Genomic DNA, 16,108 nt, shown 5'->3' with positions numbered 1-16,108 from the left:
TCCGGTCAGGCTTCTGATAGCTATGCCTGTAAATTACAGGTGAATTACCTCATCGTAAGCAGCTGCGGCCGCTTCCATGATGGCTTCGCTCATGGTTGGGTGCGGGTGAACCGACTTAATGATCTCGTGGCCAGTAGTTTCCAGTTTGCGGGCAACCACTACCTCGGCAATCATCTCGGTTACGTTGGCACCGATCATGTGGGCACCCAGGAACTCACCGTACTTCGCATCGAAAATCACTTTTACGAAACCGTCTTTCGCACCGGCGGCGCTTGCCTTGCCGGAAGCAGAGAACGGAAACTTGCCTACTTTGATCTCCAGACCTTGCTCGCGGGCAGCTTTCTCTGTCAGACCAACCGAAGCAATCTCAGGAGAGCAGTACGTACAGCCCGGTATGTTACCATAGTTCAAAGGCTCCGGATCGTGACCCGTGATTGCCTCCACGCAGATAATACCCTCGGCAGATGCTACGTGCGCCAGCGCAGGGCCCGGCACAATATCACCGATCGCATAAATACCGTCCACATTGGTTTTGTAGAACTCGTCCACAATCACGCGGCCTTTGTCTACTTTAATGCCCAGTTCTTCAATGCCGATGTTTTCGAGGTTGGTTTGTATACCTACCGCCGAAAGCACTACTTCCGCCTCCAGTGTTTCTTCGCCTTTGGCCGTTTTCACTTTCACTTTACAGATATCGCCGCTGGTATCTACTGACTCCACAGATGCATCGGTCATGATGTTGATACCTGACTTGCGGAAAGATTTTGACAGCTGACGCGATACTTCTTCGTCCTCCACCGGCACAATGTTCGGCAGGTACTCCACGATGGTCACTTTCGTGCCCATGGCGTTGTAGAAGTAAGCGAACTCCACGCCAATGGCGCCGGAACCTACTACTACCATGCTCTCAGGCTGCTTATCCAGGGCCATGGCCTGACGGTAACCGATGATCTTCTTGCCATCAATTGGCAGGTTAGGCAGCTCGCGTGAACGGGCACCTGTTGCCAGAATGATATGATCGGCTTCTACCGTGTCTTTTTTACCTTCAGCATCTGTCACCTCGATTTTGCCTTTGGCCACCACTTTACCAGTACCCATGATGGCGTCGATCTTGTTCTTGCGGAACAGGAACTGAATGCCTTTGCTCATGCCATCGGCTACACCGCGGCTACGCTTGACCACTGCATTGAAGTCAACGGAGGCCTCCCCGATGGTAATGCCGTAATCTGCTGCGTGGTTGATGTACTCAAACACGTTTGCGCTCTTAAGCAATGCTTTTGTCGGGATACAACCCCAGTTCAAACAGATACCGCCCAGCGACTCACGCTCGATCACACCTACTTTCAAACCCAGTTGCGACGCGCGGATAGCCGCCACATAACCGCCCGGGCCGCTGCCCAGCACTACCAAATCGTATTTTGATGCCATAGTTTCTCTTTTTTAAATGCTGAGCAAAATTAAACGATAATCCCAACTTCACAAAACCACTTCTACTACAGTAGTAACGGCCACAGGATTAGCACTAAACAAAGTCAATATGCTTACAATATTAAGAATCGTTACAAAAAATTGCATAGCTGTTCGGTATTGGGCTGAACTATTGTATTTTGCGCTCTATAACATGAGGTAACCCCTACTGCATGAAAACAATTTTACTGCTTATTATACCTATACTTTTTGCCATCCCGTCCTTTGCCCAGAAGGCCGCAAAGCAGCCTGCTCCGCAGAAAACGGCACTGCAGCATTTTAATGCAGGCAACCAGAAATTTAAGTCGGGCAAGTACTCTGAGGCCATCAAGGAATACAGTGAGGTACTGAAGCAGGAGCCGGAGCATATCGTAACGATCACCAACCGAGGCATTGCCCGCGACCGCCTGCTCGACTACCGCGGCGCTATTTCAGATTTCACGAAAGCGCTGGCACTGGACCCTAAACACGTAGAAGCCTGGATCAGCCGGGGCCTTTCCAAGTATAACGTACAGGACTATCAGGGCGCACTTATCGATTTCAACACAGCCGTTTCGATCGATCAGGTGCAGGCGCGTACTTACAACAACCGCGGCCTGGTTCGCTTCGCCCTCAAAGACTACCGCAGCGCCATCATCGACTATGGCCGCGCCATAACGTTACAGCCTGATTATGCCGAAGCCTATTACAATCGTGGAGCGCCCAGGTATACCAGCGGTGATATCAGCGGTGCCTGCGAGGACTGGGTAAAAGCAGAACAACTCGGTTTGAAAGAAGCTGCACAGTATCTGAAACAGTTTTGCGATCAGAATTCTACTGCTGCTACGAAATCAACTAAGTAATGGAGGCCTGTTTGGGGCTAACAAGAAACAGTGGCTCCAATGAAGTTAACTAAAACCTTTTATGTCATTTCGCCCTGGGGGTAGGGGCTCTCGTTTCGGGAGAAATCTGAATCATTATCCAGCTTTATATATATCAGCTCTCTCAATTCTTTCGAGAAGACAAAAGGAAGCTAGTCGCTCGCTCTTTCTGAATAGAGGTATAACCACGAAAGTTCAGTTGCACAAAATAAAAAAGGGATGCTAAACAGCATCCCTTTTCTTTTCACATCATATAAGCGCTATGCCTCGTCTTCTTCCAGGTTCTTGCCTGACTGCTCTGAAGCCAGCAGGTCCTGTTGCTGGCCTTTGAGCTCAATTGCCATCAGTTTGCCTTCCAGTTCAGACTTCACTTCTTCAAAAGCATCCTTATACTTCTTTTCGATCGGGTGCGCGGATGGTAGCTGTACCTTCAGAGCATCTACCTGCTTGCCGTTTTTCCAGAAGCGGTAGCACAGGTGGGGGCCGGTGGCCAGTCCGGTGCTGCCTACGTAGCCGATGGTCTGGCCCTGGCTGACACGGGAGCCGCGCTTGATGCCTTTGGCAAACTTGGACATGTGCAGGTACTGAGTAGTATAAGTTTTGTTGTGCTTGATCTTTACATAGTAGCCGTTGCCCCGGGTATAAGAAGCCTCCAGCACTACGCCATCGCCCACTGTTCGGATCGGGGTACCACGCGGAGCGGCAAAGTCAGTGCCCAGATGTGGTTTGTAGCGCTTTTGTACCGGGTGAAAACGGTTCATGGTGAAGCGGGAACTGATGCGGCTATACTCCAGCGGTTCTCTTAAAAAGGCTTTTTTCAGGCTCTTGCCGTCCTGGTCGTAGTAACCGGCTTTCTGTCCTTCCTGCTCAAAGGCAATGGCATAAAGTGGTTTGCCTTCGTGCTCAAAATAAGCTGCCTTGATCTTCCCAAAACCAATTACGTTGCCGTTTACCTGCCTTTCATCATAGATCAGCTTAAAATGGTCGCCGGGCTGCAGACGGCTCAGGTTGAGGCGCCAGGCGTAGATGTCAGCAAAGTGGTTGACCAGTTGCGGCGATCCGCCGGCAGCCAGAATAGACTCAAACAAGGAACTTTCGATAAATCCGGCAATGGCACGCTCTACAACTTCCACTTCACGCTTCTCCAGGCGAACGTCCAGTTCACCATTCAGGTCGTAGATTACATATTCTACCTCGTTTGGTTCATAGATAAAGTAGCGGGCGGTTTGGGCGGAGTCCTGCGCATGCAGGATGATGTAATTGCGCCTGGCATTGATACGGCGCACATCAAACACCTCCTTCGATTTACGGGCCAGTTGGTCGATGGTGACTGGCGAGATGTTAAAGCTACCCAGGATCTGCGACAGGTTCTCGCCTCTTTCTACAGTACCTTCCAGTATTTCGAGTGTGTCGGTGGGGATGCCGAAGATGATCGGGGCGGGCTTTTTGACGATTTCCACTGGCTCGGGTTCCGGCTCAGGGGCTGTTTCTGCTTGTGAGAAATTGAAATTTTCGAAGCTGATTGTTTGTGCTGCCGTGATAAACACGAACAACGACACCGCGATCAGGATGGCTAGTCCGACACTACGTTTGAACATTACAAGGTACCTTTGGTTGGAAGAATGGCACGAAAATATGGTTTAACCGATAGAAATAAAAATCATTTTCAATACAATATTCAGATTATAAATATGTTGCAATCCCATTTCAGGATCTTAATATAGTAAGAAAGAGATTAATCATGCTCAGCAACAATTGCACATTAGCGCGTTCACCTTACCTTAACCTATTCACAGTCAGAAAATTGCAGCCAAATAAAACTGGAGAATGCAGCGGCACTTCTGAATAAAAAAATCTTTTATAACTTTGGCCCTTATGAAAGCACTAGAAGGAAAAGTAGCCCTTGTAACCGGGGCATCAAAAGGTATAGGTCGCGCCATCGCCGAGAAACTGGTAGAGATGGGCGCCCAGGTAGCATTCACCTACCTCTCAAGCGTTGAAAAAGGCCAGGCCCTGGAGCAGGAACTAACTGCCAACGGCGGCAAAGCCAAAGGTTTCCGTTCCGACGCCTCTGATATGGCGCAGGCCGAGAAGCTGATCGAGGATGTGGTAGCCGAGTTCGGTAAGATCGACATCCTGGTAAACAACGCCGGCATCACGCGTGACGGACTGCTGATGCGCATGACCGAAGAGCAGTGGGATGCGGTGATCAACACCAACCTGAAATCTGTGTTTGCTTTAACCAAAGGTGCCACCAAGCACATGATGCGCGCCAAGAGCGGCTCCATCATCAACATCACCTCAGTAGTAGGTATAAAAGGAAACGCTGGACAGGCCAATTACTCGGCTTCTAAAGCGGGGATCATCGGCTTCACGAAATCTGTGGCGCTGGAACTGGGTTCGCGCAACATCCGCTGCAACGCGGTGGCCCCGGGCTTTATCGAGACCGAAATGACAGGCGAGCTTGACCAGAAAGTGGTAGACGAGTGGCGCAAGGCTATACCTTTAAAACGTGGCGGTACGCCAGAGGATGTGGCCAACGCCGTAGCCTTCCTCGCATCCGACCAGTCCTCGTACATTTCCGGCCAGGTGCTGCAGGTAGACGGCGGTATGCTGACGTAATAATGACTAATAAATAATTGAGTGATTGATGAGTGGAGCAATTAATAGCCTCCAATAACCTTTTTCATTCATCATTCTTCATTATAAAAAGACCAATGCTAATGCGTTTACGTTAGAAGCATTGGTCTTTTTCTTTTATATTTAGGATGAAAAACTGCCATACCTGCTAAACAAACTGAAAGGAGCCTGAATTGAAACTCACCACTACAAAATACCGTCCGCAACTGAAACATTTTGCCTTATCATTTGGAGTTACCATGCTGGTTTATACCTTGCTTTGCGGGGTTATCTACCTGGCTTTGCTGGTGGTTTCAGGTATGAGGCTTCAGGAGTTCTGGCAGGATTTAGCCTCTTCCTCCACAGTCTGGCTTTTCCCTTTATTAGGTAGCCTAACCTATGCTTTTTCTTTTCAGCAGCACAAACTGACGATAACAGGTATAGAGGATCCGGGCAAGGTGGCTGATTGGGCAGCGAATTTTCTTCAGGAAGAAGGCCGCACGATTATTTCCACGGATTACAATGAAACGGTGCTGGCTTCTCCAAACAAGTTCTACAGGCTGTTCAACTACTGGCTGGGGGCAGAATTGGTGGGCATCAGGTATAGCGCCGATTACGTTACTGTAACAGGCCACTACCGCCACATCGATCTTATCGACTCAAAGATCAGATTTGGCAAACCCGCTTTCGACCCGACTCCTAAACTCGCTAACTCCTAAACTCTTTGAATTCCTTCCGCCTCATAACGACCTATTCACCCTGGCTGATCCTGGCTTGTCTGGCTGTGGGCGCGCTCTACGCCTGGCTGCTGTACAGCAAGCGTACGCCCTGGTCTGCTGGTATAAACTATGCCCTGGCGGCAGTGCGTTTTGTGGTGGTGAGTTTTCTTTGCTTCCTGCTGCTCGGCCCGCTGCTGCGCTACGTCAAAAACAGCACACAGTCGCCTACCATTGTATTTGCGGTAGATAATTCCCAGTCGGTGGCGCTGTTTTCTGACTCGGTGCAGCTTCGTCAGGCACAGCAGGGCTTGCAGGACCTGCGCAACAAACTGCAAGAGCAAGGTATACAGACCGAGGTGCGTATTCTGGGGGAATCGGATGCGCCCGAAAACTTAAGCGAGTTGCAATACGAGGTAGAAACCACCAATCTAAACCAACTGCTGCGCGATGTGCAACGTGATTTCGAGCAGCAGAATCTGGCTGGTGTTGTGCTGCTTTCGGATGGCATCGTGAACCAGGGCACCTCCCCTACTTACGCCAATTTCAACTATACCATATACCCTGTTGCCGTGGGTGACACCGTGCCGAAGAAAGACATTGTGATGGCTTCGCTGCGCTACAACAAGGTAAGTTACAGCGGCAACCGTTTTCCGTTGGAGGCCGAATTGCAGCAACAGGGCTTCGACGGCTCTACCGTGACTGTGCAGCTGAAAGAAAACAAGAAAGTGATCGAGCGCAAAACCGTTACCCTAAAAGCCGGACAGCCACTGCAGCAAGTTCCCTTCCAGGTGATGGCCAGCGGTCTGGGAAAACGCCACTACGAGGTGGAAGTGCTGCCAGAGCAGGACGAATTCACCGAACTTAACAATTCCCGGAGCGCCTACATTGATGTGGTGAAAGGTAAGATAAAAGTGCTCGTGGCTGCTGCTTCTCCACACCCCGATATCAAGGCACTGCGTGCTGCCATTGAGTCGAACGAGAACTACGAAACCGAGCTGTTTATACCTGGCCTGACTACGCTCAGGCAGCAGGACTACGATGTGGCAGTGCTCCACCAGTTGCCGGGCCGCACAGCCGGTGGCGAGGCCGCCCTTAACCTCGTGCGCCAGAAAAACCTGCCTGCACTATACATCGTGGGCCCGCAGAGCGACATCGGGAATTTCAACCGCCTCAACGTAGGCATCCGCATCAATACACCAGGCCAGTCCGATGAGGTGACCAGCGTGATCAATCCTAATTTCAGCACCTTTAAAGTTGCCGAAGAAGCCACTGAGCGCCTGCAACAGTATCCGCCGGCCACGGTGCCGTATGGCGATTACCAGCTCAACCCCAATACCGAAACCGTACTCTACCAGCAGGTAGGTCGGGTTCGCACCACCAAGCCGCTGCTTACCGTGCAGACCGTGGGCGACAAACGCAACGCAGCGCTGCTGGCGTCTGGTACCTGGCAGTGGCGCCTCACCGAAACGGCTAACCACGAAAATGCCGCCGTGTACGACAAGCTGATCACTAACCTGGTGCAACTGCTCACGGCTCCCCGCAACAAAAAGCGCCTGAACGTATACCCGCAACTGAACGAATACACCAGCTCCGACGAAATCCGGTTTGCCGCCGAGGCCTACAACGAAGCGCTGGAGCCGATCTACGGACAGAATATTACCCTCAAGATTCAGGATACGGAAGGAGCTGAAAAGTCTTTTGAGTTTGCCAACGGCGAGAACCAATCCGGCGTGAACATTGGCACCTTGCCAGGTGGCCGCTATACCTACACAGCCACGACCCGCATCAACGGTTCGCTGCAGCAGGACAAAGGTGAGTTTGTAGTAGAAGAGCGGCAACTGGAATCCCTGCATGCGGTGGCCGATCACAACCTGCTCTACCAACTTGGCGCCAATACCGGTTCTAAACTTTATTACCCTGCTCAGATAGCGCAACTGGAACAGGACATTCTGAAAGCAGAGCACAAGGACCTGATCTACAGTACTGAGTCACTCAACGACCTGGTGGACCTGAAGTGGCTGTTCTTTGTGATCCTGGCGCTGGTATGCGGCGAATGGTTTGTGCGGAAATACCATGGAAGTTATTAAACTTACGCTATACCTTTGTTTATGAAAACGGCTATCGCTCCGCAACCTGTCCTACTTGAAACAGATCGTCTATACCTGAGCGAACTGACGCCTGCTGTTTACCAGCATCTTTTTACGCTTTCCAGCGACACAGAAATCAAAACTTACCTTGGCTTAAAGGACAATGCAGAGCTGGCTTCTGAAAAAGATAAATTCAGCAAAGGCCTGACCACCTACTACCATTCCTTCAAAAATTTCAGAATCATCCACAAGGAAAGCAAAACAGTGCTGGGTCGCTGCGGCTACCATACCTGGGTTGTAAGCCACCGCCGGGCCGAGGTGGGCTATGCCCTGCTCGACGACAGCTACAAGCAAAAAGGGTATATGACCGAGGCTCTGGGGCCTATCATTGCCTATGGTTTTGAGGAGATGGGCCTGCGCCGCATCGAAGCCCTGGCTGCCGATTATAATACGCCCTCCATTCGTCTCCTCCAGCGGTTTGGCATGCAACTGGAAGGCGTGATCCGGGAGCATTACGTGGTGGATGGCGTTAATGAGGACTCGGTGCTTTACTCAATCATCCGCCCTGACTACGACCGGCTGAAGTCCTCCTGGAATCTGCAGTTCCGGATTCACCAGCCTGAAAAAGTATAGCTTTTTGCAGTGCCTTTTTAACCTTAATTTTCTGACCTTGAAATACATCATCCTCAACAAGCCTTACGAAGTGCTCACCCAGTTTACGGACGAAGAAGGGCGTGCCACGCTCAAAGATTTTGTCCCTATACCTGACATCTACCCCGTGGGTCGCCTGGACTACGACAGCGAGGGGCTGGTGCTGTTAACGGACGACAAAACGCTGCAGCACCGGCTATCCGATCCCAAATTCAAGATTGAAAAAACGTATTGGGGGCAGGTAGACGGTATACCTACAACTGAAGCGCTGGAAGAACTACAACGCGGGGTGCTAATCAAGAACACGAAAACTGCGCCTGCCAAAGCCAGCATACTGGAGGAAGCGCCGCAGGTATGGGAGCGCTCCAAACCGATCCGGTTCCGAAAGGATATTCCAACCACCTGGGTAGAGATCAAAATTTCGCAGGGTATGAACCGGCAGGTGCGCCGCATGACGGCGGCTGTAGGCTTCCCGACCCTGCGCCTGATCCGCCCGTCCATCGGTCCGCTTAGCTTGGGTAACTTGCAACCCGGCGAGTACCGCGAGTTGACTGCCGAGGAAGTTGCCAAACTCAAAACCATGACCGCCGGCAGCAGCTTTGGCACTGGCAGCAGACCCAAGAGACCGGGTGGCATACCTAAAAAAAGTACCGGAGGACGCCACTACGACAGCCGTAACAACTCCAGCCGCAAGAAGCGAATCGACAGATAAGTTACTTTTTGAGAATATCCTGCACGATTTTTACGGCATGTTCACGGGAGTTTTCGATGAACCACACATGCGTTTCCATGCCGCCGCACACCACGCCCGCCAGGTATAGCCCGGGCAGATTGGTTTCCATGGTATCGGGGTTGTGGAAAGGGTGCCTGAAAAAATCATCTGACAGTTTTACCCCGATCTTCTCCAGAAAAGTAAAATTGGGCTGGTAGCCGGTCATGGCCATCACAAAATCGTTGGGGATCGTCACTTTGCCCTCCGGCGTCTGGATATCAACATCCTGCTCCCTGATCTCTGCTAAGCTAGCGTTGAAATATGCTTTGATACTGCCTTCTGCGATCCGGTTTTCCAGGTCCGGCTTGATCCAGTACTTGATCCGTCCCAATTCGCCTTCACGCACCACCATGGTCACGTCGGCTCCCTTTCGCCAGGTTTCAAGCGCCACGTCAGCAGAGGAGTTATTGGCGCCTACCACCACAATTTTCTGCCTGTAGTAATAGTGCGGATCGTAGTAATAGTGCTTTACTTTGGGCAGCTCCTCGCCAGGTATAGCCAGCAGGTTGGGGATGTCGTAAAAGCCGGTTGCCAGAATAACATACCTTGAAGGGTACTTGCCCTTGTTGGTACTCGTCAGGTATAGCGCCCCTTCCTGTTTTATACCTGTCACTTCTTCAAACAGCCGGAGGTTCAACCCGCCCGTATCAGCCACACAACGATAATATTCCAGTGCCTCGCTTCGGTTGGGTTTTGGATGAATAGATGGAAAAGGAAAGCCGCCAATCTCCAGCCTGTCAGCCGTGGAGAAGAAGGTCATGTTGAGGGGGTAATTGAAGAGGGAATTGGTAATAGTGCCTTTCTCAATGATCAGGTAGCTTAATCCGGCCTTTTGCGCCTCCAGTCCGCAGGCAAGCCCGATGGGGCCACCGCCCACTATGAGTATATCAAAGGTATTGTCCAAGGTATAGTAGTTAAGTTGATGCCTGTCGGAGACCGTCCGCAAATTAGAGCGAATATACGCAGCGTTTGCCAATGCAGTAATACCTCCCTACACTCAATTCAGTGGCAACCTGCTGTTCAGCCACTTCATTTACAGGGCGGTTTACCCAACTCCGGAGCAGATTCATGTAATAAAATTCTTACATAATGTAAAGTATACTTGCATAATGTAAAAAATACCTTACATTTGAAATGAATTTAAACGGAACATAACCATGAAAACACGTTACCTTTTCCCGAACCGGTTTAAGATGATCGGCTGGATACTTTTGATTCCATCTACTGTAGTTGGGCTGCTGATTGCGCTCTTCGACTATTATGTTTTTAACCTGGAGGGTACTGTATTTGCAATGTATGACGGAGGCTTTCTTGAAAAATCCAAGGCTTTTGTCTTCATCGAAAACAACGTGGTGGATGAAATAGTAGCGGTTCTGGCTATTGTGGGAGGTTTGCTTGCCGCTTTTTCAGAAGAGAAGGACGAAGATGAGTACATCGCTAAAATCAGGCTGGAGTCATTGCTTTGGGCTACTTACATCAACTATGGATTCCTGCTTTTCTCGGTGATCTTCATTTACGGCGCTGGCTTCTACCAGGTCATGCTGTTTAATTCATTTTCCTGCTGCGCTTCAATTACATTCTTTATAAAACTTCCAGAGCCATCGCATGAAGAATACGATAAAAGTGGAGCGGGCCATCCATAATTTCACGCAGGAAGACCTGGCCAAAAAGATTGGAGTGAGCCGGCAAACCATTAACGCGATGGAAGCCAACAAGTATGTACCGTCTACAGTATTAGCTCTGAAAATCGCCCGCGTTTTCGGTAAACCTGTTGAGGAGATCTTTGCCCTCGATGCAGCTGACTAGCCTGCTGCTTTTGCCCATAAGTTGAACCAGTTTCAGGAAAATCTGTCGCAACGGCGCAGGCCTCACTCCGTAAGCTCAGACAAACAAGGTATAGCTTACCGCCGTCTGTGACAGAATGACAGGCAAAACAGGTATAAAACGCCTTGGCACATACCTTGATATAATGCTACCAACAGTAAAAAAGAAATTGTAATCGAATCATTATAAAACTATAGAATGGGAAAGATAATTGGTATTGACTTAGGTACAACCAACTCTTGCGTGTCCGTAATGGAAGGCAACGAGCCAGTGGTTATTCCTAACAGCGAAGGCCGCAGAACTACTCCGTCTATTGTCGCTTTTTTAGATGGTGGCAAAGGCGAGCGCAAGGTAGGTGACCCTGCCAAGCGTCAGGCAATCACAAACCCACAAAACACGATCGCTTCTATTAAGCGCTTCATGGGCCACAGCTACAATGAAGTGAGCGAAGAAGCCAAGCAGGTGTCTTACAAAGTGGTGCAGGGTGGCAACAACACCATCCGTGTGGAAATTGGCGATCGCCAGTATACGCCACAGGAAATCTCGGCAATGGTGCTTCAGAAAATGAAGGCTACGGCAGAAGACTACCTGGGCACAACGGTAACAGAAGCCGTTATTACGGTACCGGCTTACTTCAACGACGCACAGCGTCAGGCCACGAAAGAGGCCGGCCAGATCGCAGGTCTTGAAGTGAAGCGTATCATCAACGAGCCGACAGCGGCAGCGCTGGCTTACGGCCTCGACAAAAAACACAAAGATCAGAAGATCGCGGTATTCGACCTTGGTGGCGGTACATTTGATATCTCTATCCTGGAGCTGGGTGACGGCGTATTTGAAGTACTTTCTACCAACGGTGACACACACCTGGGTGGTGACGACTTCGACCAGAAGATCATCAACTGGCTGGCTGACGAGTTTAAGAACGACGAAGGCCTGGACCTGCGCAAAGACCCAATGGCTTTGCAGCGCTTGAAAGAAGCCGCTGAGAAAGCAAAAATTGAGCTTTCTTCTTCTAACGAAACAGAAATTAACCTGCCCTACATCATGCCGGTTGACGGTGTGCCAAAGCACTTGGTACGCAAGCTAACCCGTGCGAAATTTGAGCAATTGACTGACGACCTGATTCGTCGCTCCATGGAGCCTTGCAAGAAGTCTCTTCAGGATGCCGGCCTGTCAACTTCTGACATTGATGAAGTGATTCTGGTAGGTGGTTCAACCCGTATACCTAAAGTACAGGAAGAAGTAGAGAAGTTCTTCGGCAAGAAGCCTTCTAAAGGTGTGAACCCGGATGAAGTAGTAGCGATTGGTGCTGCAATTCAGGGTGGTGTACTGACAGGTGAAGTAAAAGATGTGCTTCTGCTGGACGTAACCCCGCTTTCACTGGGTATCGAGACCATGGGTGGTGTGATGACCAAACTGATCGAGTCGAACACGACGATCCCTACCAAGAAGTCTGAGACGTTCTCAACTGCGTCTGACAACCAGCCTTCAGTAGAAATTCACGTGCTGCAGGGTGAGCGCCCAATGGCCAAGGACAACCGTACAATCGGTCGATTCCACCTGGACGGCATTCCACCAGCACCACGCGGTGTTCCGCAGATCGAGGTTATCTTCGATATTGATGCTAACGGTATCCTGCACGTAACGGCTAAGGATAAAGCAACCGGCAAAGAGCAGAAGATCCGCATCGAGGCTTCTTCTGGTCTGAGCGAGCAGGAGATCGAGAAAATGCGTCAGGAAGCTGAGGCTAACGCCGAAGCAGACAAGAAGGCGAAAGAAGAAATCGAAAAGCTGAACGCTGCCGACTCGATGATCTTCCAGACTGAAAAGCAGCTGAAAGAGTACGGCGAGAAACTGTCTGAAGGCAACAAGTCTAACATCGAAACAGCGCTGGGCGAACTCAGAACAGCACACGGTGCTAAAGACATTGCAGGTATAGACCGCGCGATCGAAAGCCTGAACAACGCCTGGCAGGCGGCCTCTCAAGAGATGTATGCTGCCGGAGCAGGGCCAGAAGGTGCTGCAGCCGGAAACGGTCAGCAGGCTGGCGGTCCGGAAGGCGCTGCAACAGATGATGGCGGTGTTACCGACGTAGACTACGAAGAAGTAGACGGCAAGAAGTAAGAACCGAATACATGCCTATAAAAAAGCCCTGCTGGTTTCAGCGGGGCTTTTTGTTTTAAGCTCAGTTATTACTACCTAGCGATCTTAAAAATTTAATTATTTAGTTCACATACTTTCGTAAACCGTTAACTTCCATCAATTCCAAAATTCAATTTCTACCCTTATGATGAAACAACTTTACATTACCTTTTTATTTGCTTTAATAAGCAGTGTTGCTTTTGCCCAGCAAGATTTCAGGCAGGGATATATTATACAGCATGGCGATACTACCAGCGGACTTGTAGATTACCGCGGCGCACAACGCAACACTCACCAGATTTCCTTTAAAAGTAATAATGCTGCCGATCTGCAGAACTTTACCCCGACTCAGGTACAGGGTTATGGATTTCAGAAAGAGCAGAAATTCTACGAATCTAAACTGGTACCGGCTTTTGATACCCTGAGCGTAGAACAAACACTTTTTGCACAGCTGCTGGTGAAAGGCAGAGCCAACCTGTACTTCCTGCGCGACCCGATGCAGAAAGATCGCTTCTACATCTCAAAAGACACAGAGCTGCTTCAGGAACTGCGGGTAGAAGATTTTAAACAGAAAAATATGCAGGAAGGTCGCAAACTTGGCCACACCAACCTCATGCGCCGTGAGTTGTATAAGCCTTTGCTGATGCAAACTTTCCTGGACTGTAATTCTATCACCGAAGCTGATGTAAACAAAGTTATTCTCGGCTTTAACTCACTATCCGCTATAGTTAAGAAATATAACGAATGTGTTGGCCAGGAAGAGTACGGCAAGGTGCCCAAGAAAATTCGTGTTGCACTGGGCCCTGTTGCAGGTATGAGCAGCTCCACGCTTGCCTATTCGATTGAAGACAGAGATCAGAATTTTAACAACACATCTGTGAAGCCTGTGGTAGGTGCTTTTTTCAACTTTTCGGTGCCTACCATTAGTGAAAAGCTATCGTTACAGGCAGAGCTACTGTACGCGCCTAATTATTTTGAAGCAAGCTTAGGCGATGACCCAAGTGTACCCGGCACAGCAACGAGCGAGATATTTATTGAGGTGACACATGTTAAAATACCGGTTCTGGCCCGCTATACCTATCCTAAAGGTATTATCAGACCCTACATTAACATCGGCCCGGTTATTAACCTGGTTGCATCACAGGAAAATGAGATTACCACAACGAGTACCTTCGGTGGTTCAATGCGTACAACTACAAACGCTTTCCTGGGAGACAATGATTTCCTGACATTCTCGGGAGGTGTGGCAGCTGGCTTGGGTATCTCTTACCCGGTATTTAACAAACCACTCAGCCTGGAAGCACGCTACGAGATCAACGACGGTGTGTCACGCTTCACAGGTCATTCTACTAGCATCAAGAGCATGTATCTGCTACTTTCATACAGACTCTAAGCTTAGTAAATGCTGGTAAGGTATAGACTTTAATGCATCAGTCAGAGGCAAGCAAAAAGGACCGCAGTGTTTACGCTGCGGTCCTTTTTGGTATTGAGAGGTGCCTATACCTTAATCCAGAATCCGGCCGTCTCTACTCAACACATTACTTTAACTTTCAAACTGACTTTAGTCTTCTCCATCTCATCAGGTACACCAACATCTGTATAGGTTCTATTTTTAGTAGCCTATACTTTTCCAGGTATAAACTTTATCTTTGTTTACCTATATTCATCATGCGCTATCTTAAAAACAACTTAATGAAACAACTTTACCTGCTCTCCCTTCTTACATTTTTAATTATTACACCGGCCTTTGCTCAAAAGGATTTTCGGGCAGGCTACATTGTTCAAAACTCCGATACACTACAGGGCTTTGTTGATTACCGGGGGGCGGTCCGCAATTCTAAAACCGCTACTTTTAAGGCTAACCTGAACGCTGTAGAGCAAGCCTACTCCCCTGACCAGCTTGCTGGTTATGGCTTTATGAAAGAAAACAAGGTATACGAGGCACAAACCATACCTACCGATGCAGAACAGCCTGCACAGCGCTTATTTCTGCAGGTGCTGGCAAAAGGGAGCGCCTCTGTTTACACATACCGGGATGATTCGGATCTGGATCACTTTTATCTGGCAAAAGACGGAAGCGACCTGGTAGAGCTCAAAGAGAATATTTACAACAAGAAAGACCCCAGGACCGGCAAAACCTTTCGGATGGTGGACAAGCTATACCTTGGCGTGCTGAGGTCAGCCTTCTCCGACTGCCCTGCCATGTCAGAAGAACGATTAAGCAACATCACATTCCGACACAGCGGCTTAACCAAAATAGCCAACGAGTACAATGAATGCATGGGCGGCTACCAGTATGTTCAGCCATCCAGAAAAACAAAAGTGAGACCGTACCCATTGCTCATTTTTTCAAAGCCAGCGCTGGAAATGAGAGGAGAGCACCCCTATTCAAAAGCCACATTCCGTAACGCCGGCATAGGTCTGGGGGCAGGGATAGGTCTGGAAGTTGCCAATCCTGCTATCAGCGAAAAACTATCGTTTATATTTGAGTTGCTCTACGCCCCCCATCGCTTCGAGGGGGAAATCAGAAATGTGAATAACTCAGGCAGAACCACGAACTACGACATTCTTCTCGATCTGCACTACCTGAAGGTGCCTGTCCAGCTGCGCTATACCTTTCCCAAAGGCAAAGTCAGACCATTTGTCAACGCGGGAGCTTCCTATTCTTACGCTATCAGCTCAGACAGGGTAGAAACCAAAAGCAGCACTTTCCATAACACCAGTTATACCGAAGTTTCAGAAGCCATGCCAGGCAGTATTTTTAAACGCTACATGTTCGGTTTGCAGGCAGGTATAGGTGTCCTGTATCCCATGCGTGAAAGAGCACTGCTCATTGAGGCGAGATACGAGACAACGGAAGGTATCTCCCATGTGCGAAGTCTCCCCAGTAGCGTTAAAGGATTCAGCATCATGGCAGGGTATAGATTTTAAAACTCAGTATTTTCAGAAATGTACATGCTTTATACG

The 16,108-nt window shown here is 49.4% G+C and carries 14 protein-coding genes; 11 read left to right on the top strand and 3 right to left on the bottom strand.

Features of this window, described 5'->3' with window-relative positions; genetic code table 11:
• Positions 1–33: 33 nt before the first annotated feature.
• Positions 34–1,428, bottom strand: coding sequence for a dihydrolipoyl dehydrogenase (gene lpdA / locus K3G39_RS08705; RefSeq protein ID WP_220625800.1), 1,395 nt, complete (start codon positions 1,426–1,428; stop codon positions 34–36).
• A gap of 212 nt (positions 1,429–1,640) precedes the next feature.
• On the opposite strand from lpdA, the gene K3G39_RS08700 reads away from it, so the two are divergent.
• Complete coding sequence (locus K3G39_RS08700) at positions 1,641–2,309, top strand: tetratricopeptide repeat protein (RefSeq protein ID WP_220625799.1); 669 nt, start codon at positions 1,641–1,643, stop codon at positions 2,307–2,309.
• A 278-nt stretch (positions 2,310–2,587) separates the two neighbouring features.
• Here K3G39_RS08700 and K3G39_RS08695 read toward each other — a convergent pair whose 3' ends face one another.
• Positions 2,588–3,925, bottom strand: coding sequence for a peptidoglycan DD-metalloendopeptidase family protein (locus tag K3G39_RS08695; protein ID WP_220625798.1), 1,338 nt, complete (start codon positions 3,923–3,925; stop codon positions 2,588–2,590).
• A gap of 277 nt (positions 3,926–4,202) precedes the next feature.
• Between K3G39_RS08695 and fabG the strand changes: the two genes are divergently transcribed.
• The 5 genes from fabG to K3G39_RS08670 all read left to right on the top strand — a co-directional run bounded on the left by fabG (position 4,203) and on the right by K3G39_RS08670 (position 9,115).
• Positions 4,203–4,949: a 3-oxoacyl-[acyl-carrier-protein] reductase gene (gene fabG / locus K3G39_RS08690; RefSeq protein WP_188502019.1), complete on the top strand. Its 747-nt coding sequence runs from the start codon at positions 4,203–4,205 to the stop codon at positions 4,947–4,949.
• A 191-nt stretch (positions 4,950–5,140) separates the two neighbouring features.
• Positions 5,141–5,665, top strand: a complete 525-nt coding sequence (locus K3G39_RS08685; RefSeq protein WP_220625797.1) for a hypothetical protein — start codon at positions 5,141–5,143, stop codon at positions 5,663–5,665.
• A 5-nt stretch (positions 5,666–5,670) separates the two neighbouring features.
• On the top strand, positions 5,671–7,752 hold the full coding sequence (locus K3G39_RS08680) for a VWA domain-containing protein (protein WP_220625796.1): 2,082 nt from the start codon (positions 5,671–5,673) through the stop codon (positions 7,750–7,752).
• 21 nt (positions 7,753–7,773) lie between these two features.
• Positions 7,774–8,385, top strand: coding sequence for a GNAT family N-acetyltransferase (locus tag K3G39_RS08675; protein WP_220625795.1), 612 nt, complete (start codon positions 7,774–7,776; stop codon positions 8,383–8,385).
• A gap of 37 nt (positions 8,386–8,422) precedes the next feature.
• Positions 8,423–9,115: a pseudouridine synthase gene (locus tag K3G39_RS08670; RefSeq protein ID WP_220625794.1), complete on the top strand. Its 693-nt coding sequence runs from the start codon at positions 8,423–8,425 to the stop codon at positions 9,113–9,115.
• A gap of 1 nt (position 9,116) precedes the next feature.
• Here K3G39_RS08670 and K3G39_RS08665 read toward each other — a convergent pair whose 3' ends face one another.
• Positions 9,117–10,079 carry a YpdA family putative bacillithiol disulfide reductase gene (locus tag K3G39_RS08665; protein ID WP_220625793.1) on the bottom strand — a complete coding sequence of 321 codons (963 nt, stop codon included), beginning with the start codon at positions 10,077–10,079 and terminating at the stop codon, positions 9,117–9,119.
• 253 nt (positions 10,080–10,332) lie between these two features.
• Here K3G39_RS08665 and K3G39_RS08660 point away from each other — a divergent pair, with 253 nt between their 5' ends.
• From K3G39_RS08660 to K3G39_RS08640, 5 genes are all read left to right on the top strand, one after another.
• Positions 10,333–10,818, top strand: coding sequence for a hypothetical protein (locus K3G39_RS08660; protein ID WP_220625792.1), 486 nt, complete (start codon positions 10,333–10,335; stop codon positions 10,816–10,818).
• Positions 10,781–10,981, top strand: a complete 201-nt coding sequence (locus K3G39_RS08655; RefSeq protein ID WP_220625791.1) for a helix-turn-helix transcriptional regulator — start codon at positions 10,781–10,783, stop codon at positions 10,979–10,981. Before K3G39_RS08660 ends, K3G39_RS08655 begins: the two co-directional genes overlap by 38 nt.
• Before the next feature lie 216 nt (positions 10,982–11,197).
• Positions 11,198–13,123 (top strand): molecular chaperone DnaK, encoded by a 1,926-nt coding sequence (gene dnaK / locus K3G39_RS08650; protein ID WP_220625790.1) that lies wholly within the window; start codon positions 11,198–11,200, stop codon positions 13,121–13,123.
• A 163-nt stretch (positions 13,124–13,286) separates the two neighbouring features.
• Entirely contained in the window at positions 13,287–14,534 is a 1,248-nt protein-coding gene (locus K3G39_RS08645) for a porin family protein (RefSeq protein ID WP_220625789.1), read from the top strand.
• 299 nt (positions 14,535–14,833) lie between these two features.
• Positions 14,834–16,072 (top strand): porin family protein, encoded by a 1,239-nt coding sequence (locus tag K3G39_RS08640; RefSeq protein ID WP_220625788.1) that lies wholly within the window; start codon positions 14,834–14,836, stop codon positions 16,070–16,072.
• Positions 16,073–16,108: the final 36 nt, after the last annotated feature.

Source organism: Pontibacter sp. HSC-14F20 (assembly GCF_019599265.1).
Taxonomy (GTDB): Bacteria; Bacteroidota; Bacteroidia; order Cytophagales; family Hymenobacteraceae; genus Pontibacter.
This window is presented reverse-complemented; position numbering and strand designations above follow the sequence as displayed.